Origin of the sequence: Rhodopseudomonas sp. NSM (assembly GCF_052445935.1) — a bacterium.
GTDB lineage: Bacteria > Pseudomonadota > Alphaproteobacteria > Rhizobiales > Xanthobacteraceae > Rhodopseudomonas.
In genome coordinates, this window is record NZ_JBQTCH010000009.1 from 95,618 (window position 1) to 115,612 (window position 19,995).

Consider the following 19,995-nt stretch of genomic DNA (forward strand, 5'->3'; position numbering starts at 1 on the left):
CTTCATCATCCAGAAGCGCTGGCCCGCAGGGGCGAGCGTCGAAGGGGGCCGCGGCACGCACTTGCGGCCCATCCCGGGAGGCCGCCGCTGCGCGGCGGCGGCGCCGGATGGAGGTTGATTGTGGCCGCAGCCACACAACCGCGTCCTTGAAATCAAACCCGTTTTTGTCCCAATATTTCGTTGCCACAGTTGCGACGAAACATTTCTCCTAGTCACGAAACCATTTTCAGCGGTTCGCGCAGACGTCCTGAAATGCTGCCTGACTAGTAAAGCTCCCAACGACGCCGCGGGGGAGCGCGGCGGATAACGGGAGCCATTCATGCACAACGTCATTGCGATCAACGATGCGGGCCGCCAGGGCATTATCGCCGCGCGGGCTACGACCGATGAGATGCTGCTGGCCAATATTGCGGCCGGCGACCGGACCTCGATGCATACCCTCTATTCCCGTCACAATGTGCGGGTCTATCGCTTCATCCTGCGCATGGTGCGCGACGCCGCGGCGGCGGAAGATCTTGTCAGCCAGGTGTTTCTCGACGTCTGGCGCACCGCCCGGCAGTTCGAAGGCCGCGCCCAGGTCTCGACCTGGCTGCTGTCGATCGCGCGCTTCAAGGCGCTCACCGCGCTTCGCCAGCGCCAGCACGAAGACATCGACCAGGACGACGTGCTGGAGATTCCCGACAGCGCCGACACGCCCGAAGCCGCGCTCGACCGCAGCCGCACCAGCGACATTCTCCGTACCTGCATCGCCAAGCTGTCGCCGGCGCATCGCGAGATCATCCACCTCGTCTACTACCACGAAAAGTCGGTCGAAGAGGTCGGCCGCCTGATCGGCATCCCGCAGAGCACGGTGAAGACGCGGATGTTCTACGCCCGCAAGCAGCTTGCCGAGTTGCTCAAGAGCCATGGCGTCGAAACCATGGCCGCCTGATCCGGCAGCGGCACCACCGCGCGCTGCCGCGCTCGATCAATTGTTTAGAGAAGATCTTTTTTGGCGCAATTCACCCGGGCGGCCGGCAATGTTATGCCTGTCGCAGGCGACGATCGAACGGCTGAACCGCCAATGACACAATTGAAACAATAGATGACATCAGCCGGAAAGATTTCGGCGCTAGATTGATCCCGTCAGCACCGGACAATGACCGGCGCCAGAATTTCGAAAGCAGCTTCTCCAGGTTGCGTCACCATCGCAGACCTCCAGCGACCCGGACGGGATGCCCCCCGCCCGGGTTTTGCTTTTCTGAACGGGCGACGCGCGACGTCGCGACCACGCAGGCGCCACCCAGGCACCACTAGGACAATATGGCCTAGCGCATCGCGGCTTTGTCATCGGCTAACCCTTGGGAATCGTCACGCCACGGCGATAGGATCATTTCGGACGACCTCGCGTTGTCCGCTCGTCACGGTCGCGGATCGGTCCCCATGTTCGAAACTCTTGATCCCGTAGTTCTGGCGCGCCTGCAGTTCGCCTTCACGGTTTCGTTCCACATCATCTTCCCCGCCTTCTCGATCGGCCTGGCGAGCTTTCTGGCGGTGCTCGAAGCGCTGTGGCTGTGGACCGGGCGCGAGGTCTTCATCAACCTGTTCAATTACTGGATGAAGATCTTCGCGATCGCCTTCGGCATGGGCGTCGTGTCCGGCATCGTGATGTCGTACCAGTTCGGCACCAACTGGTCGGTGTTCTCCGACAAAACCGGGCCGGTGCTCGGCCCGTTGATGGCCTACGAGGTGCTGACCGCGTTCTTCCTCGAAGCGGGATTCCTCGGCGTGATGCTGTTCGGCCTCAAACGGGTCGGCCCAAAGCTGCATTTCGTCGCGACGCTGATGGTGGCGATCGGCACGCTGATGTCGGCGTTCTGGATCCTGTCGGCGAATTCCTGGATGCACACGCCGGCCGGCTACGCGGTCAACGCCGACGGCCAGTTCATCGCGACCGACTGGTGGAAGCTGATCTTCAATCCGTCGTTTCCCTATCGCCTCGTCCACATGGTGCTCGCCGCCTACCTCACCACGTCACTCGTGGTCGGTGCGGTCGGCGCCTATCATCTGCTGAAGAATTCGCGGCAGCCGGGCGCGCGGATGATGTTCTCGATGGCGATGTGGATGCTGACGATCGTCGCCCCCATCCAGATCTTCGCGGGCGATCTACATGGTCTGAATACGCTCGAGCATCAGCCGGCAAAAGTGATGGCGATGGAGGGGCACTACCAGAGCCACCCCGACGGCGCGCCATTCATCCTGTTCGGCCTGCCGGACCAGGACGCCGCGGTGGTGCGCTATGCGCTGGAAATCCCGAAACTGTCGTCGCTGATCCTCAAGCACTCGCTCGACGCGCCGCTCGCCGGCCTCGACACCGTGCCGCGTGAAGACTGGCCGCCGGTGCCGATCACGTTCTGGTCGTTCCGGGTCATGGTCGGTCTCGGCCTGCTGATGGCCGCGCTCGGATTCCTCGGCCTGTGGGTGCGCTGGCGCGGACGGCTGTACGACTCGCGGCCGACCCATCTGTTTGCGCTGGCGATGGGGCCGGCCGGTTTCGTCGCGGTGCTGGCCGGCTGGGTCACCACCGAAACCGGGCGGCAGCCGTTCACCGTGTTCGGCCTGCTGCGCACCGTGGATTCGGTCTCGCCGCTCGCCGCGCCCGCGGTGGCGTGGTCGCTGATCGCCTTCGTGATCGTGTATTTCGCCGTGTTCATCGCAGGCACCGTCTACATCCTGCGGCTGATGGCGCACCCGCCGCATCACGGCGAGGAAGGCCCGCGCGGCGAAACCCCGTCGCGCGCCGCCGGCATCACGCCGGCGCCCGCGATCTCCACCCGCAGGTTCAGCTGACATGGATTACGATCTCGCAACCATCTGGGCCTTCATCATCGCATTCGCGGTGTTCGTCTATGTGGTGATGGACGGCTTCGACCTCGGTCTCGGCATCCTGTTTCCGCTGTTTCGGCAGAAGCGCGACCGCGACGTCATCATGAACAGCGTCGCCCCGGTCTGGGACGGCAACGAGACCTGGCTGGTGCTCGGCGGCGGCGGCCTGTTCGCAGCGTTCCCGCTGGCCTATGCGGTGCTGATGCCGGCGCTGTACACGCCGATCATCGCGATGCTGCTCGGCCTGGTGTTTCGCGGCGTCGCGTTCGAATTCCGCTGGCGCAGCCAGCGCGAGCGCAACCGCTGGGACATGGCCTTTTTCGGCGGCTCGCTGATCGCGACGCTGGCGCAGGGCGTGGCGCTCGGCGCGCTGCTGCAGGGCGTCGCCGTGGAAGGCCGCGGCTATGCGGGCGGCTGGTGGGACTGGCTGACGCCGTTCAGCGTGCTGACCGGGCTGGCGCTGGTGACCGGCTACGCGATGCTCGGCGCGACCTGGCTGGTGATGAAGACCACCGGCGAGCTGCGCAACGCGGCCTATCGATTGGGCCGCTGGCTGCTGCTCGCGATGCTGATCGCGATCGCCGCCGTCAGCGCCGCGACGCCGTTCCTGAGCTACGATTATTCGGAGCGGTGGTTCGCCTGGCCGAACGTGCTCGCCACCGCGCAGGTGCCGCTCGCCGTCGCGATCGTCACCGCGCTGTTGCTGCGGGCGCTGACCCTGCGCCGGGACTACCAGCCGTTCCTGCTGACGCTGTGCCTGTTCGCGCTGTCCTATGCCGGGCTCGGCATCAGCATCTGGCCCTATGTGGTGCCGCGCAGCATCACCATCTGGCAGGCGGCGGCGCCCGAGAACAGCCAGCTGTTCATGCTGGTCGGCGTCGCCATCCTGGTGCCGATCATCCTCGCTTACACCGCCTGGGCCTATTGGGTGTTTCGCGGCAAGGTCGACCCCGAGAGCGGCTACCACTAGGGCATGATCCCGAAAAGGGCCGACCGGTCTTCGGAAGAGATCATGCGCGAACAGGATTTGGCGACCGCCGATGTCCGATTTTGAACCTTCCACCCCGCTGTGGCGACGGTTGCTATGGTTCGCAGCGCTCTGGCTCGGCGGCGTCGGCGCGGTCGTGCTGGTGTCGATGATCCTGCGGCTGTGGATCGCGCCGGGCTGACATGATACATAGCCCGGCGCGACAGCGTCGGGAGGGGTATCGATGATCGGAATGTCACGTCTGTTCGGCCGGCTCGCATTCGCCGCGTCGTTGCTGCTGCTCGCTGCGCCGGGCCATGCGCAGCAACCGGACGTCGGCGACGAGCCCGGACTGATCGCCAATGACGATTTCGAGCTGCCGCCGGAATTGCGCAAGCAGATGGTGTTCTTCCGTACCAGCGAGCCGCCGGGCACGATCGTGGTGCAGACCTCCGAGCGCTACCTCTATTTGGTCCAGGGCAACAATCGCGCGCTACGGTACGGAATCGGCGTGGGCCGCGAAGGCTTCCAGTGGCAGGGCCTGCTGAAGATCTCGCGCAAGGCGGAATGGCCGGACTGGGTGCCGCCGCCGGAAATGATCCAGCGCCAGCCCTATCTGCCGCGCTTCATGGCGGGCGGGCCGGGCAATCCGCTCGGCGCCCGCGCGATGTATCTCGGCTCGACCGTGTACCGTATCCACGGCACCAACCGCCCCGACACCATCGGCACCGCGATCTCGTCGGGCTGCTTCCGGCTGGTCAACGCCGACGTCGCCGACCTCTACGAGCGCGTCCCGGTCGGCACCAAGGTCGTGGTGCGGCAGAGGCCCTCGCTGTAGTCCCCGCCGCCCGGCCTGCATTCAACATTCATCTGAATCAGAGAGACGTTCTCGATGTCATTTCGCAAGGGCCTTCTGATCGGCCTCGGCGTCGCCGCCGTTGTCGCCGCCGCCGCCGTCACCTATGAGCGCTACGACACCAAAACGCTGAAGCGCACGATCCGGCGCGACGCCGTGCTGTGCGGCGTCAACAAGGGCCTGCCGGGCTTCGCGACGCCGGACGACAAGGGCAACTGGAGCGGCTTCGACGTCGATTTCTGCCGCGCGGTGGCGGCGGCGATCTTCGACGATCCGAGCAAGGTGAAGTTCGTCGCGCTCGACGCCAACGAGCGCTTCAAGGAACTGCAGAGCCGCAAGGTCGACATCCTGTCGCGCAATTCGACCTGGAGCATGTCGCGCGAGGCGGGGTACGGATTGTACTTCCCGGCGGTCGCCTATTACGACGGCGAGGGCTTCATGGTGCCGGCCTCGCGCAAGGTCGAGACCGCGCTCGAGCTCGACGGCAGCAAGGTCTGCGTCCAGGATGGCACCACGACGCTGCTCAACCTCGCCGACTACTTCCGCGCCAACAACATGAAGTATCAGGAGGTCAAGTTCGGCAAGTTGGACGAGGTCGTCGCCGCCTACAACAGCGGGCAGTGCGACACCTTCACGGCCGACGCCTCGCAGCTTTATGCGCTGCGCCAGACGCTCGCCAAACCGGGCGACCACGTCATCCTGCCGGATCTGATCTCCAAGGAGCCGCTCGCGCCGGTGGTCCGCCAGCGCGACGACGAATGGATGATGATCGTGAAATGGTCGCTGTACGCGATGATCAACGCCGAGGAGCTCGGCGTCACCTCGGCGAATATCGACGAGGCGCTGAAATCGAAGAAGCCGGACGTGATGCGGCTGGTCGGCACCGAGGGCGCCTATGGCGAAGAGCTCGGCCTCGGCAAGGACTGGGCGGCGCGGATCATCCGCCACGTCGGCAACTACGGCGAGGTCTACGACCGCAACGTCGGCAAGCTCGGCATCCCGCGCGGCATGAACCAGCTCTGGAGCGCCGGCGGCATCCAGTACGCGCCGCCGATCAGGTAGCGACACAACACGCCGTCATCGCCCGCGCAGGCGGGCGATCCCGTATTCCAGAGCGTCGGCGATCAGCAACGAAGTCTCCAGGATACTGGATCCCCGCATGCGCGGGGATGACGATTGTGGGCGGGGATGACGGCTGTGTGGCCCATCCTTCGAGGCGCGCCGAAGACGGCGCGCACCTCAGGATGACGTTGTGCGTGCGGCGGCGTTCGCGTGGTGATGTGCGTGTGGTGATGAAGCGATTGCGGTGGTTTCCGTCACCCTGAGGTGCGCGCTCTTGCGCGCCTCGAAGGGCGACGGAAACCAGAAATGCCCTCAGTACTTCTTCCACTCCGCCAGCATCTCGGCGTGGTAGTTGGCGTCGCCGAACAGCTCCTGCAGGACGCGGGCGCGCTTCATGAACAGGCCGATGTCGAACTGGTCGGTCATGCCCATGCCGCCGTGCATCTGCACGCCTTCCTGCACCGCGAGCGTCGTCACCGTGCCGGCCTTGGCCTTGGCGACCGAGACGGCGAAGCCGGCCTGCGCCGGATCGGCATCGACCGCCTGCAGCGCCTTCAGCACCGCGGCGCGGACGATCTCGATCTCGGTGTAGAGATGTGCGGCGCGGTGTTGCAGCGCCTGGAATTCGCCGATCAATTTGCCGAACTGCTTGCGCTCTTTCAGATACGCCACGGTGCGGCCGAACGCCTCGTCGGCGACGCCGAGCATTTCGGCCGCGACTGCGGCGCGGCCGATGTTCAGCACCGTGTCGAGCAGCGCCGCCCCGCGATCGACCTCGCCGAGCACCTGATCGGCATTCACTTCGACCTCGTCGAAGCTGATCCGCGCCGCGTTATGGGCGTCGACCATGATGGTGCGCTCGATCGAAACGCCTTTCGCCTTGGGATCGACCAGAAACAGCGTCAGCCCGTCGGCGTCGCCCGGCTGGCCGGCGCTGCGCGCGGCGACGATCAACAGGTCGGCGACATGGCCATCCACCACCAGCGCCTTGGCGCCGCTGAGTTTGAAGCCGTTGCCGGCGCGGGTCGCGGTCAGCGCGATCTTCGACGGGCGATGCTTGGCGGCTTCATCGACCGCCAGCGCCGCGATCAGCGAACCATCGGCTATCTTCGGCAGATACGCCTTCTTCTGCGCGTCCGAGCCGCCGCGGGCAATCGCCGAGGCCGCGAGCACGGCGGTCGCGAGAAACGGCGACGGCGTCAGATTGCGGCCGATCTCCTCCATCACCACGCCGGCCTCAACGCAGCCGAGCCCGGAGCCGCCGAATTCTTCCGGCACCAACAGGCCGGCGAAGCCCATCTCGGCGAAACTCTTCCAGAGATCGCGGGAGAAGCCGGTGGCGTCGCGCTCGTCGCGCAGCTTGCGGAAATGCGCGACCGGCGCAGTGTCGCCGATCAGCCCGCGCGCCGAATCGCGCAGCATGGTTTGTTCTTCGGTGAGGACGAGTGCCATGGTGAAAAGTCCCGATCAGATATCAGATGAGATGCAAAACTTTAGAGTTCGTCATTCCGGGATGCGCCCCTCGGGGCGCAGACCCGGAATCCATACTCCCTGCGGTGGTTATGGATTCCGGGTTCGCGCTGCGCGCGCCCCGGAATGACGGGGAGAGGGCGTACTTAAGCCCCCGGCAGATCGAGGATGCGTTTGGCGACGATGCCGAGCATGACTTCGCTGGTGCCGCCTTCGATCGAGTTGGCCTTGGTGCGCAGCCAGGCGCGGGCGCGGGCGCCGTCGTTGGAGCGCTCGCTCTCCCATTCCAGCGCGTCGATGCCACCGGACGACATCAGGATCTCGTGGCGGCGCTTGTTCAGCTCGGTGCCGTAGTACTTCATCGCCGAGGAGAACGCCGGATGAAGCTGACCTGCCTTGGCGAGATCGACCGCGCGCTCCGCCGCGCAGGCGAGCGCCGCCTCGTCGATATCGAACGCCGCGATCTGGCCGCGCAGCATCGGATCGTCGAGCCTGCCTTGAGCGTCGGTGCCGAGCGAATCGGCTGCGACCTGACCGAGCGGCCGGCCGCCGTCGCGGCCGCCCATGCCGGAGATCATCGCGCGCTCGTGCTGCAGCAGATATTTCGCCACGTCCCAGCCACGATTGACGGTGCCGACCACATGCGATTGCGGCACCCGGACGTTGTCGAAGAAGGTCTCGCAGAACGGCGACTTGCCGGAGATCAGCAGGATCGGCTTGGTCGTGACGCCGGGCGAAGTCATGTCGAACAGGATGAAGCTGATGCCGTCGTGCTTCTTGGCGCTGGCATCGGTCCGCACCAGGCAGAAGATCCAGTCGGCGTAATTGGCGTAGCTGGTCCAGATCTTCGAGCCGTTGATGATGAAGTCGTCGCCGTCGGGCACGGCGCGGGTCTGCAGCGAGGCGAGGTCGGAGCCGGCATTCGGCTCGGAATAGCCCTGGCACCAGCGGATTTCGCCGCGCGCAATTTTCGGCAGATGCTCGGCCTTCTGCGCCTCGTTGCCATATTTCAAAAGTGCCGGCCCGAGCATCCAGATGCCGAACGACGACAGCGGCGAACGCGCGCCGATCGCGGCCATTTCTTCGCGCAGCACCTTGGCCTGCGCGGGATCGAGCCCGCCGCCGCCATATTGCGTCGGCCAGTCCGGCACGGTCCAGCCCTTGTCGCGCATCCGCTCGAACCAGACCTTCTGCGCGTCGGAGGCGAATTTGGCGTTGCGGCCGCCCCAGAAATTGTCCTCGTCGCCCTGCATCGGCGTGCGCATCTCGGCCGGGCAATTGGCTTCGAGCCAGGCGCGGGTGTCGCTGCGGAATTGGTCGAGATCGGGGGAGGCGGCGTCTGACATCGGCGTGTTTCCATCCGGCGATCGCGAGCGCGATCGGTTGCTCTTGTTGGCCGCGACCTTAGCCGGCGCGGGGCGAAATTCAACATCTGGATCGGCGGCGCTGTGACGCGATCCCGCGTCGATGTGCTAGGGGTCGACAAAGCAACGAGAGGCACCGAGCATGCGGCTGCAACTTCTTTCGCCTGGCGAAATGACCGACGACCAGCGGGCGATCTACGACGAGTCGATCGCCAGCAAGCGCGGCAGCCCGCCGCCGCCGATGATGGCGTGGCTGGCGAGCCCCGACATGGCGCGGCACGCGACCAGGCTCGGCGCCGTCCTGCGCTATGACACGTCGTTTCCGCCGGCGCTGTCGGAACTGGCGATCCTCGTCACCGCGCGGCACTGGACGGCGCATTTCGAATGGTACGCGCACAAGAAGATGGCGCTCGACGGCGGGCTCGATCCGGCGATCATCGAGGCCATCAGGGATCGGCGAACGCCGCGTTTCGACGATCCGAAGGCGCGCGTGGTCTACGACGTCGCGCGGTCGCTGCACGAGGCCCGGGGACTGCCGCAGCCGCTCTACGACGAGGCGACGCAATTGCTCGGCGAGCGCGGCCTGGTCGAGATCATCGGCCTGTGCGGCTACTACACGATGGTGTCGATGACGCTGAACGCCTACGAATTTCCGCTGCCCGATGGCGAGGTGTCGGAACTGGCGTAAGCAACAAGTACGAACGTCATGCGCGGGCTTGACCCGCGCATCCATCCTTCTCATATCGGATGGATCGCCGGGTCGAGCCCGGCGATGTCGTCCGTGAAGGAGCCGCGCCATGCCATCTGATGAAGCAGCGACATCCATCCCGTCCGGCACAAGGATCGGCCATGTCCACCTGAAAGTCGCCGATCTCGATCGCGCGCTCGGCTTCTATTGCGACGTGCTCGGCTTTGCGGTGATGCAGCGGATGGGCGACCAGGCGGCCTTCATTTCGGCCGGCGGTTATCACCATCACATCGGCCTGAACACCTGGGAAAGCAAAGGCGGCTCGCCGCCGCCGCCGGGCACGACCGGGCTGTTTCACACCGCGATCCTGTATCCGACCCGCGCGGCGCTGGCCGACGCGCTGCACCGCGTGCTGCAGGCCGGCATCACGCTCGACGGCGCTAGCGACCACGGCGTCAGCGAGGCGCTGTATCTGCGCGATCCCGACGAGAACGGCGTCGAATTGTATCGCGACCGGCCCGAGGCGGAATGGCCGCGCAGCCCCGACGGCGCGCTGGCGATGTTCACGCGCCGGCTCGACCTCGACGATCTGCTGCGCGCGCGAATTGGCTAGCACACCGTCATTCCGGGGCGCGCGCAGCGCGAACCCGGAATCCAGAGCTGTTCATCCGCCGTGCTGAACCACCTCGGGATTCCGGGTTCGCTCACTTCGTGAGCGCCCCGGAATGACGAACGCAAGGGTTTCAGCGGCGGCCACGCACCATCACCAGCGCTGCGGCGATCAGTTGCAGCACGATGCAGCCCGCGAACGGAACCGTGTAGCTGCCGGAGACGTCGCGGACGAGGCCTATCACGCCGGGGCCGAACGCATAGGTCACCTGATTGATCGCGGTGACGAGGCTGATCAGCACGCCGAACGAGCCTGCCGCGAATTCGCGCTGCACGATCAGCGCCGGCAGCGTGATCAGATTGCCGACCGAGAAGCCGAACAACGCGCAGGCGGCCAGCAGCAACGTTCCATCGCGCGACAGAATCAGGATCGCCAGCGCCGCCGCCTGGCTCAGAAACGAGATCGCCGACACCAGCCGCTGGTCGAGCCGGTCGATCACGGTCGACAGCGAGACGCGGCCGACCACCGCCATCGTGGTCAGCAGCGCCACCGCGGCTGCGGCGTGCTCGCGGCCGATCAGCGGGTCGAGATAGGCGATCAGGTGCACGATGAAGCCGACCTGCGCGAACAGCACCAGGGCGAACGCGATAGTGACGGTGAGGAACGCAATGTCGCGGAACGCATCGCGGCGGATCGCGCCCGATGACAACGCCTTCACCGCACCCGGCCCGGCCGGATCGTCCGCGATGCGCAATGGCGGGCGGCCGACGACGATCGCCACCACCGGCATCAGCAATACCCCGGCGATCGCCGCCGCCAGCGTCGCGTCGGCAAATCCGAAATGCCCGATCGCCGCGACCAGCAGCGGCACGCCGGCGATGCCGCCGAAGCTGGCGCCGTTCAGCGCCAGGCTGATCGCCATGCCGCGGCGCTGGTCGAACCACAGCCCGAGCGTGCTGGTGATGGCGCCGAGGCTGGTGCCGGCCCAACCGACCGCGAGCAACACATAGACGGCGTAGAGCTGCCAGACCGCATCGATCCGGCCGAGCAGCGCGGTGCCGAGCGCCATCGCGGCGATGCCGCCGAGCAGACAGGCGCGCGGGCCGATCACGCGAATGACGTCGCCGACGAAGGCGACCAGCAGCGCGCCGCCGAGATAGAAGAACGTCGTCGCGGTCGCGATCAGCGACGACGGCCAGCCGTGCAGGCGGGTGAGTTCGGCGAGATAGACGCTCTGGCCGTAGAAGCCGAGCGCCCAGCCGAAGGTCGCGACGGCAAAGCACATCGCGACGATCCGCCAGCCCTCATAATGGATCGAGCTCTCGTCGCGCAGCGGAAGGTTCACCATCCGCGGCGACCGGCCTTCGTCGCACGCGACGGCATCGGCGTCCCCCTGCGTCCGGCTCGGACGGCCGGATCGTTGTCTTGTTCGCGATCAGATGCCGCGATCTGGCACGGCGGCAGCGGCCGCCGCCACCCGTTTTCGCGACCAGCCGGTGATCGCGAGCACGACGAGGCCGAGCAACACCGGCGGGAACACCGTCATGTTGACGGTGGCCCAGCCATAATTAGCGAGCAACTGCCCGGACCCGAACGAGCCCAGCGCCATCATGCCGAACACCACGAAATCGTTGAACGCCTGCACCTTGTTCTTTTCGCTCGGCTGGTGGGTCTCCAGCACCAGCGCCGAGGCGCCGACGAAGGCGAAATTCCAGCCGACCCCGATCACGAACAGCGTCGCCCAGAAATGCGGGGCGGTGATCCCCATCAGGCCGATCGACGCGCCCGCGGCCTCGAGCGCCAGCCCGAGCGCGACCACCCGCGGCGCGCCGAACTTCGCGATCAGCGAGCCGGTGAAGAAGCTCGGCGCGTACATCGCCACGATGTGCCATTGCAGGCCGAAATTGGAATCGCTGATCGGCAGCCCGCACATCTGCATCGCCAGCGGGGCGGAGGTCATCACCAGATTCATCATCGGATAGGCGATCGCGCCGCACATCGCCGCGGCGATGAAGCGCGGCTGCCGCACGATCTCGAGCAGCGGCCGGCCGCCGGCGAAATCGGCCGGCTGCGGCTTCGGCGCATCGACGCGCCACAGCACCGCCATCGCGATCAGCGCGACCGCGGCCTGTACCAGATAGCTGAAGGCGAACAGGTAAGGCTGCCAGACATCCATGGTCCACTGCACCAGCTGCGGACCGAGCACGCCGGCGAACACGCCACCGGCCATCACCCAGGACACCGCCTTGGGGCGATACGCGGCGCTGGCGCCGTCGGCGGCGGCGAAGCGATAGGATTGCGAGACCGCGCCATAAAGCCCGCCGAGGAAAGTGGCGACGCAGAACAGCTCGAACGAGCCGTACAGGATCGCCAGCGCGCCGAGCAGGCCGGTAAACGCGCCGCAGCCGGCGCCGATCATGAAGGAGGCGCGGCGGCCGTAGCGGCGCGCGATCGCGCCGGTCGGTAGCGTGCCGGCAGCGAGGCCGACCACATACATCGAGATCGGCACGGTCGCGAGCGACAGATCCGGCGCGAGCTGCGCGCCGATGATCGAGCCGGTGGCGAAGATCACCGCCGCATTGGCGCCGGTCAGCGCCTGCGCCGCGGCAAGCCGCGCCACATTGGAGCGCGCGCGCGCATCGTCGACGAGTCCATCGATCGCGGTCGCGTCAACCATTGGCCGTTTCGCCCTTCGTGTGCGGCCCGGCCGCGGGATCGGGCCGCATCATAGGCCGCATCGGCCTGCGATCAACCGCCGCGGCCGGGCCTAACCTATGCGAAGCGCTCAGGTTTCGCCGCTTCGGGAGAAGCACAGGACGAGATTGTTGGCCGGCATCTCGACGGTTTCGGCCAGCGTCAGCCCGTGCCCGGCCGCGAGCTGCTGCATTTCGCCGACGTCCCGCACGCCCCATTCGGGATTGGCGGAGCGCAGGCTGGTGTCGAACACCGCATTGCTGATCGCGGTGTGATGGCCGTCGCGCTTGAACGGCCCGTACAGGATCAGCCGTCCGTCCGGCCGCAGCGTGCGCGCGGCGCCGGCGAACAGCCCCTCCGCGACCGGCCACGGCGCGATGTGCACGACATTGGCGCAGAACACCGCCGCCAGCGGACCCGGCCCGCGCCCGTCGGTCATTTCCGCGCACCAGGCCGGATCGGACAGATCGATCCGCAGCGGCGGCCGCACATTGCCGAGCCCGGCATGCGCGCGCCAGGCGGCGATGCTGATCAGATGCTGGGGATGAAGATCGCTCGGCCACCAGGTGATCTCGGGATGCTGGCGCGCGAACGCCATGACGTGCTGGCCGGTGCCGCTGCCGGCTTCGAGCACGTCGCCCGTTGTTCCGTGCAGCAGCCGGCCCAGCACCTCGCGGATCGCCTGCTGGTTGCGATGAAACGCGGCGGCGTCGAGCCGGCCGTCGGGCTCGACCGGCCGGCCGTCCTTGCCGAACTCGACCACATAGTCCGCCATCAGTTCGGCTCCTCGTTGATCTGCCTCAAGCCGCGTTGTCACTTCCAAGCCACATAGCGAAACAATCCGGCGACGACAAACCATGCGCGCCGTTTCGCCGCCAAGGGCGAATTGACTTTGCGCATTCTGACACTTTTAGTTGCAACCGACGGTTCCTCTTCGGGGGATCAAAAGGGAATGCGGTGCGGGTATCCTCGGAGACCCAATTCCGCAGCTGTTCCCGCAACTGTAAGCGGTTCGACTTTCGTCGGAATGCCACTGGGAAACTCGGTCCTGGGAAGGCGACGGAAGGTAACCCCGCGAGCCAGGAGACCTGCCGTCATCCGTGGTCACACGCGAGAGTGCCGGTCGGGAATTGCAGGCATTGGTTTCGTCGGATGCGCAGGCAGTCGATGAAACCTCGTTCGCTGTGACGTGCCACAAACGTCGACCGAGGTTTTCATCCATGCCGTCCCGTTTCGATGCCGTTCCCCGGCATCATTCCGCGCGCTCGCGCGCGCTGCTGACATCCACCATTCTGGCGTCCAGCCTGTTCGCGAGCGTCGCGCCGGCGTCGGCGCAGGACAATACGCTGCCCGCCATCAACGTCACCGCGACCCGCAGCTATGAGGGCATCGTCGGCACCTCGAGCACGGTGATCACCGCAGACGACATCGCGCATTCGCCGGCGCAGACCGTGCAGGAGATCATCGCGCAGACGCCCGGCGTGCAGACCAGGACGCTGTATGGCGGCGTCAACGGCACCGGCTCGTCGATCGATCTGCGCGGCTTCGGCGCCACCGCGACCTCGAACACACTGTTCCTGGTCAACGGCCGCCGCCTCAACGACCTCGATCTGCAGGGCGTCGACCTGTCGAGCATCCCGCTGCAGTCGATCGAGCGCATCGAGATCACCCGCGGCGGCAGCGGCGCGGTGCTGTACGGCGACAACGCGGTCGGCGGCGTCATCAACATCGTCACCAAGACCGGCGCCGGAGGCCCGCCCGCGACGTTCCGCGCCGAAGGCGGCTTCGGCTCGTTCAACCAGCGGCTGGCGTCGATTTCGGCGGCGTACAATTCCGGGCCGTGGTCGACCTCGGTGTTCGCCAACGGCGTGCGCTCCAACGGCTATCGCGCCAACAACGCGCTGGAACAGAACAACGCGATCGGCGAGCTGCGCTATGCCACGCCGGATCTCAGCGCCTTCGTCAACGTCTCCGGCGACAATCAGCATCTCGGCCTGCCCGGCTCGCGGACGGTCGATCCCTCGATCGGCGTCAACCAGCTCCAGACCGATCGCCGCGGCACCAACACGCCGTTCGATTTCGGCGACAAGCAGGGCGCCAACATCACCGCCGGCTTCACCAAATCGATGTGGGACGGCGCCGAATTGATCGTCGACGGCGGCGTCCGCGACAAGCGGCAGCAGGCCGGCTATTTCGGCAATGTGCCGCTGTCGAGCTTCAGCGCGAGCTGGTTCGACGCGCATCTGCAGACCTGGTCGATCACGCCGCGGCTGAGCATCAAGAATTCGATGTTCGGGCTGCCGTCGAAAATCCTGACCGGCCTCGATTATTACGACGCGACCTACGATTCCGACCGCGGCCAGTATCGCAGCACGCCGCCGGTCCACGTCTACAACCTGTCGCAGAAGACGCTGGCGGGCTACTGGCAGCAGACCGTCGGCATCCTGTCGACCACCGACCTGTCCTATGGCGGCCGGCTGCAGAGCGTCAAGGTCGAGGCCAATGATCGGCTGAACCCGCTGGCGCCCGGCTATTTCGGCGGAGCCCAGGCGCTGCCGCTCAGCAGCACCGAAACCCAGCACGCGCTGCATATCGGCCTCGACCACCGCTTCAACGAGGTGTTCAGCGTGTTCGCCCGCGCCGCACGCGCGTTCCGCACCCCGACTGTCGACGAGCGCGTCTCCTCGGGTCCGTCCTACGACGCGTTCTTCAATCCGATTCCGGGCAACTTCGCGCTGAAGACCCAGACCTCGGTCGATTTCGAAGCCGGCTTCCGCGTCAAGTCGGGCCCGTTCGAGATGCAGACCAGCGCCTACAATATGGATCTCACCAACGAGATTCATTACGACCCGGTCAATTTCCACAACACCAATCTCGACCCGACCCGGCGCTACGGCGGCGAGACCAGCGCCTCGTTCCGCGTCAGCGATACGCTGCTGCTGCGCGGCGGCGCCGCCTACACCCGCGCGACGTTCCGCGAGGGCCCGTTCTCCGGCAACGACGTGCCGCTGGTGTCGCGCTATACGGCGAATGCCGGCGTGACCTGGAACGTCTGGCAGAAATACGTCGTGTTCGACGCGACCGCCCGCTACTGGAGCAGCCGCTACATGGACAGCGACGAGAACAACCTGCAGACCAAGATCCCGGCGAACGGCACGGTCGATGTCAAGCTGAGCGGCGCGTATGACCACTTCTTCTGGTCGGCCAGCGTGATCAACCTGTTCGACGCGCAATATTACGATTACGCGGTCGCGAGCAGCTTCACGCCCGGCCGTTACGGCGCCTATCCGCTGCCGGGCCGAACCTTTCTCGTCAAGGCCGGCGTGACGTTCTGACACGACCTCACCCATCATCACATCGTGCATGACAGGCCCCGGCAGCAAAGGCTGTTCCGGGGCCTTTTTCGTGCTACACCCCGCCCTTCCCAATCCACCGCGATCTTTCCATTTCAAGACAAACATCGACTGGAAGAATGACGAACGACGATAATTCCCGCACCGCCGCACGCGCCGGCGCACAGGAGACCGCCGACGCCTTGGCCGAGCGCGAAGCCGCGGCCAAGGCTGCCCTCGACAACATGGCGCGGCTGCGCGCGCTGCGGCTGGCACGCGAGGCGGCCGAACCGCAGCGCACCGCGCAGACCAAGGCGAAACGCACGGCCGGCGGCAAGGCCGCAGGCGCGCGAACCTCGTCCCGAAAGGTGGACGACAAGCCGAGGCCGCTGTCCGAATGGCTCGCCGAGCAGCAGAGCGGCGGCCGTCGGACCTGAAACTGCGGCCGCCGGGCGCGTCGCGCCGGGCTGCCCTGTCCAAAACGCAGCGAGGCATCGCCTCATCCTCCGCTAGGCTGACGCGCGTAGCTTGGCGGCCCGGTCGACGCACCGGAACCGGGACGCGCCGAGGCGCGTTCCCCGCCCTGCAACGATGGGATCGGACATGATGGGCGGCTGGCGGAAAAAGAAAGACAGCGACGCGAGCAAGGACAACGGCGGCGAGCAGCCGAAGCCGCCGCCGGTCCGGGTTCCGGTCGATGACGTCTACGAGACCGGCGACATCGCCGCACCCGAACGCGACCGCGACGACGAGCAGCGCGACCTCTGATCACCGTCGCGGGACGCCGGGGCGCCGGGGAACGCAGCGCGATGCACTGCGCGATCGAGACGGCTCACCATGACGGCAACGAGATTGCCGCCATGCGTTGAGCGAATGCTCGAAATCCCCGAAGCCCGCGCATTGCGCCGATCGTGACGATTGCGCGCGCCGCGAATTTCGTTGCGTGAAATGCACGCATTTGCCGCACTGCGGTTGCTCGCAAGCTGCGGCGCAATCCGTTTGAACCATCCTCTTTCTCGTGAGAGCGTCGGTCCGATCGCCGAGTTGTGCCTTCGCAGCTCGGACGATCCGACGTGCCAGCCCGCACCGCAGAGTGCGGCTTTCAACGAGAAAGAGGAAATGCCATGTTCACCCGCAATACGCTGCTTGCAGCCGGACTACTTGCGCTCGCCGCGGCCCAGCCTGCCCTCGCCCAGAAGCGATACGGCCCCGGCGTCACCGACACCGAGATCAAGATCGGCCAGACCATGCCCTACAGCGGCCCGGCGTCGGCCTACGGCATTCAGGGCCATGTCGAGGACGCCTATTTCACGATGGTCAACGCCAAGGGTGGCGTCAACGGCCGCAAGATCAAGCTGATCAGCCTCGACGACGCCTACTCGCCGCCGAAAACGGTGGAGCAGACGCGGCGGCTGGTCGAGCAGGACGAGGTGCTGGCGATCGTCGGCACGATCGGCACGCCGACCAATTCGGCAATCCAGAAATATCTCAACGGCAAGAAGGTGCCGCAGATCTTCATCTCGACCGGCGCGGCGAAATGGGACGATCCGAAGAACTTCCCGTGGACCACGCAACTGTATCCGCCCTACCAGATGGAGGGCATGATCTTCGCGAAATATCTGCTGAAGAACAAGCCCGACGCCAAGCTCGGCGTGTTCTCGCAGAACGACGACGCCGGCAAGGACTACGTCAAGGGCCTGAAGAACGGCCTCGGCGACAAGGCCAAGACGATGATCGTCAAGGAGGTCACCTACGAGGTCACCGATCCCACCGTCGACTCGCAGATCGTGGCGCTGAAGGCATCGGGTGCCGATACGCTGTTCACGATGGCGACGCCGAAATTCGGTGCGCAGGCGATCCGCAAGGTGCACGAACTCGGCTGGAAGCCGCTGAACTACATCGTCAGCGTGTCGAGCTCGATCAAGGGCGCGCTGCAGCCCGCCGGCCTCGAGGCATCGACCGGGCTGATCACCGCGCTGGCGGCCAAGACCCCGACCGACCCGCGCTTCGAGAACGACGCCGACGTCAAGGAGTTCAAGGAATTCCTGGCGCAGTGGTTTCCCAAAGGCGACATCGCCGACGGCAGCCTCGTCACCGGCTACATCTCGGCCTACATGACGGTGAAGGTGCTGGAAGCCTGCGGCGACGATCTTTCCCGGGAGAACCTGCTGAAGCAGGCGACCAACATCAAGCCGACCACCGCGCCGCTGCTGCTGCCCGGCATCAAGATCTCGACCCGGCCGGACCGCTATGCGCCGTATACCCAGATGCAGATCGCGCGCTTCGATGGCAGGAGCTGGGTGCCGGAGGGCGAGGTGTTCAACACTGCCGCGGCGAGCCAGTGAGTGATACACGAGCGACGGGGGAGTTAGTCTGACACCTCAACTCCTGAACTCGTCATGGTCGGCCTCGTGCCGGCCATCCACGTCTTGCGGCGCTGATCGGTCGGAAGACGTGGATGCCCGGGACAAGCCCGGGCATGACGGCGGAGGAATCACGCCGGCTTACGTAGTCCAATCCTCGCGGGCTGTTCGTTCACCAGCCTCACGCGTTCGGTGTCCGGCCACAGCAGCAGGAGGCCGAGCAGGCCGGAGACGACCATCACCGCACCGTTGATCACGTAGCCGGTGAGATAGCCTTCGTTCAACGACGCGGCGTTCTGGACGACGCTGCCCATCACCAGCGGCGCAATGATGCCGGCGAGCGTGTACAGCGCACCGTAGATCGCGAGCGCGGCGCCGCGCTGCGACACCGGCGCGAACTCGGCGATCATCGGCGGGCAGACCACATAGATCGCTCCGCACAGCCCCGCGCCGATCACCAGCGCGGCGATCTGCCCGGTCGGGTTGTCGATGAACGGCATCGTCAGCAGGATCAGGCCGCCGAGCACCAGCGGCGCCGAGCCGAGCACGCCGCGCGCCATCCGGGTCGAGGCGCCGCGCGCCATCAGCAACTGCGACAGCCAGCCGGACAGCAGCACGATGGCGGCGCCGAACACCCAGGGGGTGATCGAGATCAGCCCCGCTTCATGCTGGCTGAAGCCGAGCCCGTTGATGATGTAGGTGGTGAACCAGGTGAGCCCGAGCGACAGCGCCCAATACGCCCCGAAGGTCGCCGCGACGCAGCCGACGAAAGTCCGTGAGGTCAGCAGCCGCGCATAGGGAATCCGCGTCTCGGCCGCGGTCATCGCCGCGGTCGGAACCAGCGGACCTTCGCGGCCGAGCGCGATCCACGCCGCCGCCCACATCAGCCCGACGATGCCGAGCGCGCCGAACGCGTAGTGCCAGGAATGATTGACGATGATCCAGTTCAGCGCCGGCACCGCCAGGATCACGCCGAACGCCGAGCCCTGCGACAGGATCGCGGTCGGCAGCGTGCGCTTGTGATCGGGAAACCATTTGTAGATCGCATGCGCCGCGACCGCAAAAGCCGGCCCCTCGCCGGCGCCGAGAACGATGCGGCAGATCAGCAGTGTGGTGAAGCTGACGGTGCCGACCATCGGAAACTGCGCCACCGCCCAAACCAGCGCCAGCACCAGCAGCACCCAGCGGGTGTCGATCCGGTTGACGATGAAGCCGACGATGACTGCGGTGGTCGAGAACAGGAAGAAAAACGACGAGCCGAGCAGGCCGAACTGCTCGGGCGTGAGGTTCAGCTCCCTGGTGATCGGCACGCCGGCGAGGCCGACCACGATCTTGTCGGCGAAGTTCACCACCATGAACAGAAACAGGAGGAAGGTGATCCTCCAGGCGCCCTTCGGCGTGGATTGTCCGTCCAAGCGCGGCCTCCCGGTTCTCGTTATCGTCGCCATTCTTTGTTACGAACCAGTCGCAATGCTGCCGTCGATCGAACCGGAAAGCAATCGCGCCGTCGCCGGCCCGCACGGCAAGTCTCCTCGCTGCATTGCACGGCAACAAACTGCGCACGCGGTCATTGAGTCGTGTGAGCGAGTGCACCATATCGACGGAGGCATCCGGGCGGGGCAGCACGCGGATCAGTTCACCGCCGCGCGGCGTCCCCGCGAAGCGCTCGAGAACTTCCTTCGCAGCAAGAGCAATATTGCACGATGACACGCCCAGCCGACCGG

Annotated in this window: 19 protein-coding genes and 1 riboswitch; of the genes, 13 read left to right on the forward strand and 6 right to left on the reverse strand. The window is 66.1% G+C overall.

Annotated elements, in window-relative coordinates; translation table 11 throughout:
- Positions 1–319 precede the first annotated feature (319 nt).
- The 6 genes from ACTZWT_RS20910 to ACTZWT_RS20935 all read left to right on the forward strand — a co-directional run bounded on the left by ACTZWT_RS20910 (position 320) and on the right by ACTZWT_RS20935 (position 5,750).
- Positions 320–931 carry a sigma-70 family RNA polymerase sigma factor gene (locus tag ACTZWT_RS20910; RefSeq protein ID WP_444771602.1) on the forward strand — a complete coding sequence of 204 codons (612 nt, stop codon included), beginning with the start codon at positions 320–322 and terminating at the stop codon, positions 929–931.
- Positions 932–1,422: 491 nt separating this feature from the next.
- Positions 1,423–2,829 carry a cytochrome ubiquinol oxidase subunit I gene (locus ACTZWT_RS20915; RefSeq protein WP_444771603.1) on the forward strand — a complete coding sequence of 469 codons (1,407 nt, stop codon included), beginning with the start codon at positions 1,423–1,425 and terminating at the stop codon, positions 2,827–2,829.
- A 1-nt stretch (position 2,830) separates the two neighbouring features.
- Positions 2,831–3,835: a cytochrome d ubiquinol oxidase subunit II gene (gene cydB, locus ACTZWT_RS20920; RefSeq protein ID WP_444771604.1), complete on the forward strand. Its 1,005-nt coding sequence runs from the start codon at positions 2,831–2,833 to the stop codon at positions 3,833–3,835.
- A gap of 70 nt (positions 3,836–3,905) precedes the next feature.
- Positions 3,906–4,034 (forward strand): DUF2474 domain-containing protein, encoded by a 129-nt coding sequence (locus tag ACTZWT_RS20925; RefSeq protein ID WP_444771605.1) that lies wholly within the window; start codon positions 3,906–3,908, stop codon positions 4,032–4,034.
- 42 nt (positions 4,035–4,076) lie between these two features.
- The gene (locus ACTZWT_RS20930) at positions 4,077–4,670 is read left to right on the forward strand and encodes a L,D-transpeptidase (RefSeq protein ID WP_444771606.1); all 594 of its coding nucleotides are present in this window, start codon (positions 4,077–4,079) and stop codon (positions 4,668–4,670) included.
- A gap of 54 nt (positions 4,671–4,724) precedes the next feature.
- Complete coding sequence (locus tag ACTZWT_RS20935) at positions 4,725–5,750, forward strand: amino acid ABC transporter substrate-binding protein (RefSeq protein WP_444771607.1); 1,026 nt, start codon at positions 4,725–4,727, stop codon at positions 5,748–5,750.
- 312 nt (positions 5,751–6,062) lie between these two features.
- Here ACTZWT_RS20935 and ACTZWT_RS20940 read toward each other — a convergent pair whose 3' ends face one another.
- Positions 6,063–7,202 (reverse strand): acyl-CoA dehydrogenase family protein, encoded by a 1,140-nt coding sequence (locus ACTZWT_RS20940; protein ID WP_444771608.1) that lies wholly within the window; start codon positions 7,200–7,202, stop codon positions 6,063–6,065.
- A 164-nt stretch (positions 7,203–7,366) separates the two neighbouring features.
- Entirely contained in the window at positions 7,367–8,566 is a 1,200-nt protein-coding gene (locus tag ACTZWT_RS20945) for an acyl-CoA dehydrogenase family protein (RefSeq protein ID WP_444771609.1), read from the reverse strand.
- A 160-nt stretch (positions 8,567–8,726) separates the two neighbouring features.
- On the opposite strand from ACTZWT_RS20945, the gene ACTZWT_RS20950 reads away from it, so the two are divergent.
- Positions 8,727–9,272, forward strand: a complete 546-nt coding sequence (locus ACTZWT_RS20950) for a carboxymuconolactone decarboxylase family protein (RefSeq protein WP_444771610.1) — start codon at positions 8,727–8,729, stop codon at positions 9,270–9,272.
- A 109-nt stretch (positions 9,273–9,381) separates the two neighbouring features.
- Positions 9,382–9,885, forward strand: coding sequence for a VOC family protein (locus tag ACTZWT_RS20955; RefSeq protein ID WP_444771611.1), 504 nt, complete (start codon positions 9,382–9,384; stop codon positions 9,883–9,885).
- Between the two features lie 130 nt (positions 9,886–10,015).
- On the opposite strand, the gene ACTZWT_RS20960 is transcribed toward ACTZWT_RS20955, so the two are convergent.
- The 3 genes from ACTZWT_RS20960 to ACTZWT_RS20970 form a co-directional block, all read right to left on the reverse strand.
- Positions 10,016–11,230 (reverse strand): MFS transporter, encoded by a 1,215-nt coding sequence (locus tag ACTZWT_RS20960; protein WP_444771612.1) that lies wholly within the window; start codon positions 11,228–11,230, stop codon positions 10,016–10,018.
- A gap of 87 nt (positions 11,231–11,317) precedes the next feature.
- Positions 11,318–12,559 (reverse strand): MFS transporter, encoded by a 1,242-nt coding sequence (locus tag ACTZWT_RS20965; RefSeq protein ID WP_444771613.1) that lies wholly within the window; start codon positions 12,557–12,559, stop codon positions 11,318–11,320.
- Between the two features lie 108 nt (positions 12,560–12,667).
- Positions 12,668–13,351 (reverse strand): DUF938 domain-containing protein, encoded by a 684-nt coding sequence (locus ACTZWT_RS20970; protein WP_444771614.1) that lies wholly within the window; start codon positions 13,349–13,351, stop codon positions 12,668–12,670.
- A gap of 132 nt (positions 13,352–13,483) precedes the next feature.
- Positions 13,484–13,686, forward strand: a riboswitch (cobalamin riboswitch).
- 110 nt (positions 13,687–13,796) lie between these two features.
- Between ACTZWT_RS20970 and ACTZWT_RS20975 the strand changes: the two genes are divergently transcribed.
- The 4 genes from ACTZWT_RS20975 to ACTZWT_RS20990 all read left to right on the forward strand — a co-directional run bounded on the left by ACTZWT_RS20975 (position 13,797) and on the right by ACTZWT_RS20990 (position 18,253).
- A complete protein-coding gene (locus ACTZWT_RS20975) occupies positions 13,797–15,911 on the forward strand; it encodes a TonB-dependent receptor (protein ID WP_444771615.1) in 2,115 nt (704 codons plus the stop codon).
- 137 nt (positions 15,912–16,048) lie between these two features.
- Positions 16,049–16,345 (forward strand): hypothetical protein, encoded by a 297-nt coding sequence (locus tag ACTZWT_RS20980; protein WP_444771616.1) that lies wholly within the window; start codon positions 16,049–16,051, stop codon positions 16,343–16,345.
- A gap of 166 nt (positions 16,346–16,511) precedes the next feature.
- Positions 16,512–16,676, forward strand: a complete 165-nt coding sequence (locus tag ACTZWT_RS20985) for a hypothetical protein (RefSeq protein ID WP_444771617.1) — start codon at positions 16,512–16,514, stop codon at positions 16,674–16,676.
- Positions 16,677–17,032: 356 nt separating this feature from the next.
- Complete coding sequence (locus tag ACTZWT_RS20990; protein ID WP_444771618.1) at positions 17,033–18,253, forward strand: ABC transporter substrate-binding protein; 1,221 nt, start codon at positions 17,033–17,035, stop codon at positions 18,251–18,253.
- A 149-nt stretch (positions 18,254–18,402) separates the two neighbouring features.
- Here the strand turns inward: ACTZWT_RS20990 and ACTZWT_RS20995 are convergent, their stop codons facing one another.
- The gene (locus ACTZWT_RS20995; protein WP_444771619.1) at positions 18,403–19,719 is read right to left on the reverse strand and encodes an MFS transporter; all 1,317 of its coding nucleotides are present in this window, start codon (positions 19,717–19,719) and stop codon (positions 18,403–18,405) included.
- 22 nt (positions 19,720–19,741) lie between these two features.
- Between ACTZWT_RS20995 and ACTZWT_RS21000 the strand changes: the two genes are divergently transcribed.
- Positions 19,742–19,978 (forward strand): hypothetical protein, encoded by a 237-nt coding sequence (locus ACTZWT_RS21000; RefSeq protein ID WP_444771620.1) that lies wholly within the window; start codon positions 19,742–19,744, stop codon positions 19,976–19,978.
- Positions 19,979–19,995 lie beyond the last annotated feature (17 nt).

Coding starts and splice junctions, on each gene's coding strand:
- ACTZWT_RS20960 (WP_444771612.1), bottom strand. CDS start 11,230: ATGGTGAACCTTCCGCTGCGCGACGAGAGCTCGATCCATTATGAGGGC.
- ACTZWT_RS20995 (WP_444771619.1), bottom strand. CDS start 19,719: ATGGCGACGATAACGAGAACCGGGAGGCCGCGCTTGGACGGACAATCC.
- ACTZWT_RS20915 (WP_444771603.1), top strand. CDS start 1,423: ATGTTCGAAACTCTTGATCCCGTAGTTCTGGCGCGCCTGCAGTTCGCC.
- ACTZWT_RS20940 (WP_444771608.1), bottom strand. CDS start 7,202: ATGGCACTCGTCCTCACCGAAGAACAAACCATGCTGCGCGATTCGGCG.
- ACTZWT_RS20950 (WP_444771610.1), top strand. CDS start 8,727: ATGCGGCTGCAACTTCTTTCGCCTGGCGAAATGACCGACGACCAGCGG.
- ACTZWT_RS20910 (WP_444771602.1), top strand. CDS start 320: ATGCACAACGTCATTGCGATCAACGATGCGGGCCGCCAGGGCATTATC.
- ACTZWT_RS20985 (WP_444771617.1), top strand. CDS start 16,512: ATGATGGGCGGCTGGCGGAAAAAGAAAGACAGCGACGCGAGCAAGGAC.
- ACTZWT_RS20970 (WP_444771614.1), bottom strand. CDS start 13,351: ATGGCGGACTATGTGGTCGAGTTCGGCAAGGACGGCCGGCCGGTCGAG.
- ACTZWT_RS20965 (WP_444771613.1), bottom strand. CDS start 12,559: ATGGTTGACGCGACCGCGATCGATGGACTCGTCGACGATGCGCGCGCG.
- ACTZWT_RS20980 (WP_444771616.1), top strand. CDS start 16,049: ATGACGAACGACGATAATTCCCGCACCGCCGCACGCGCCGGCGCACAG.
- ACTZWT_RS21000 (WP_444771620.1), top strand. CDS start 19,742: ATGCTGCCGTCGATCGAACCGGAAAGCAATCGCGCCGTCGCCGGCCCG.
- ACTZWT_RS20945 (WP_444771609.1), bottom strand. CDS start 8,566: ATGTCAGACGCCGCCTCCCCCGATCTCGACCAATTCCGCAGCGACACC.
- ACTZWT_RS20955 (WP_444771611.1), top strand. CDS start 9,382: ATGCCATCTGATGAAGCAGCGACATCCATCCCGTCCGGCACAAGGATC.
- ACTZWT_RS20935 (WP_444771607.1), top strand. CDS start 4,725: ATGTCATTTCGCAAGGGCCTTCTGATCGGCCTCGGCGTCGCCGCCGTT.
- ACTZWT_RS20925 (WP_444771605.1), top strand. CDS start 3,906: ATGTCCGATTTTGAACCTTCCACCCCGCTGTGGCGACGGTTGCTATGG.
- ACTZWT_RS20975 (WP_444771615.1), top strand. CDS start 13,797: ATGCCGTCCCGTTTCGATGCCGTTCCCCGGCATCATTCCGCGCGCTCG.
- ACTZWT_RS20990 (WP_444771618.1), top strand. CDS start 17,033: ATGTTCACCCGCAATACGCTGCTTGCAGCCGGACTACTTGCGCTCGCC.
- ACTZWT_RS20930 (WP_444771606.1), top strand. CDS start 4,077: ATGATCGGAATGTCACGTCTGTTCGGCCGGCTCGCATTCGCCGCGTCG.
- cydB (WP_444771604.1), top strand. CDS start 2,831: ATGGATTACGATCTCGCAACCATCTGGGCCTTCATCATCGCATTCGCG.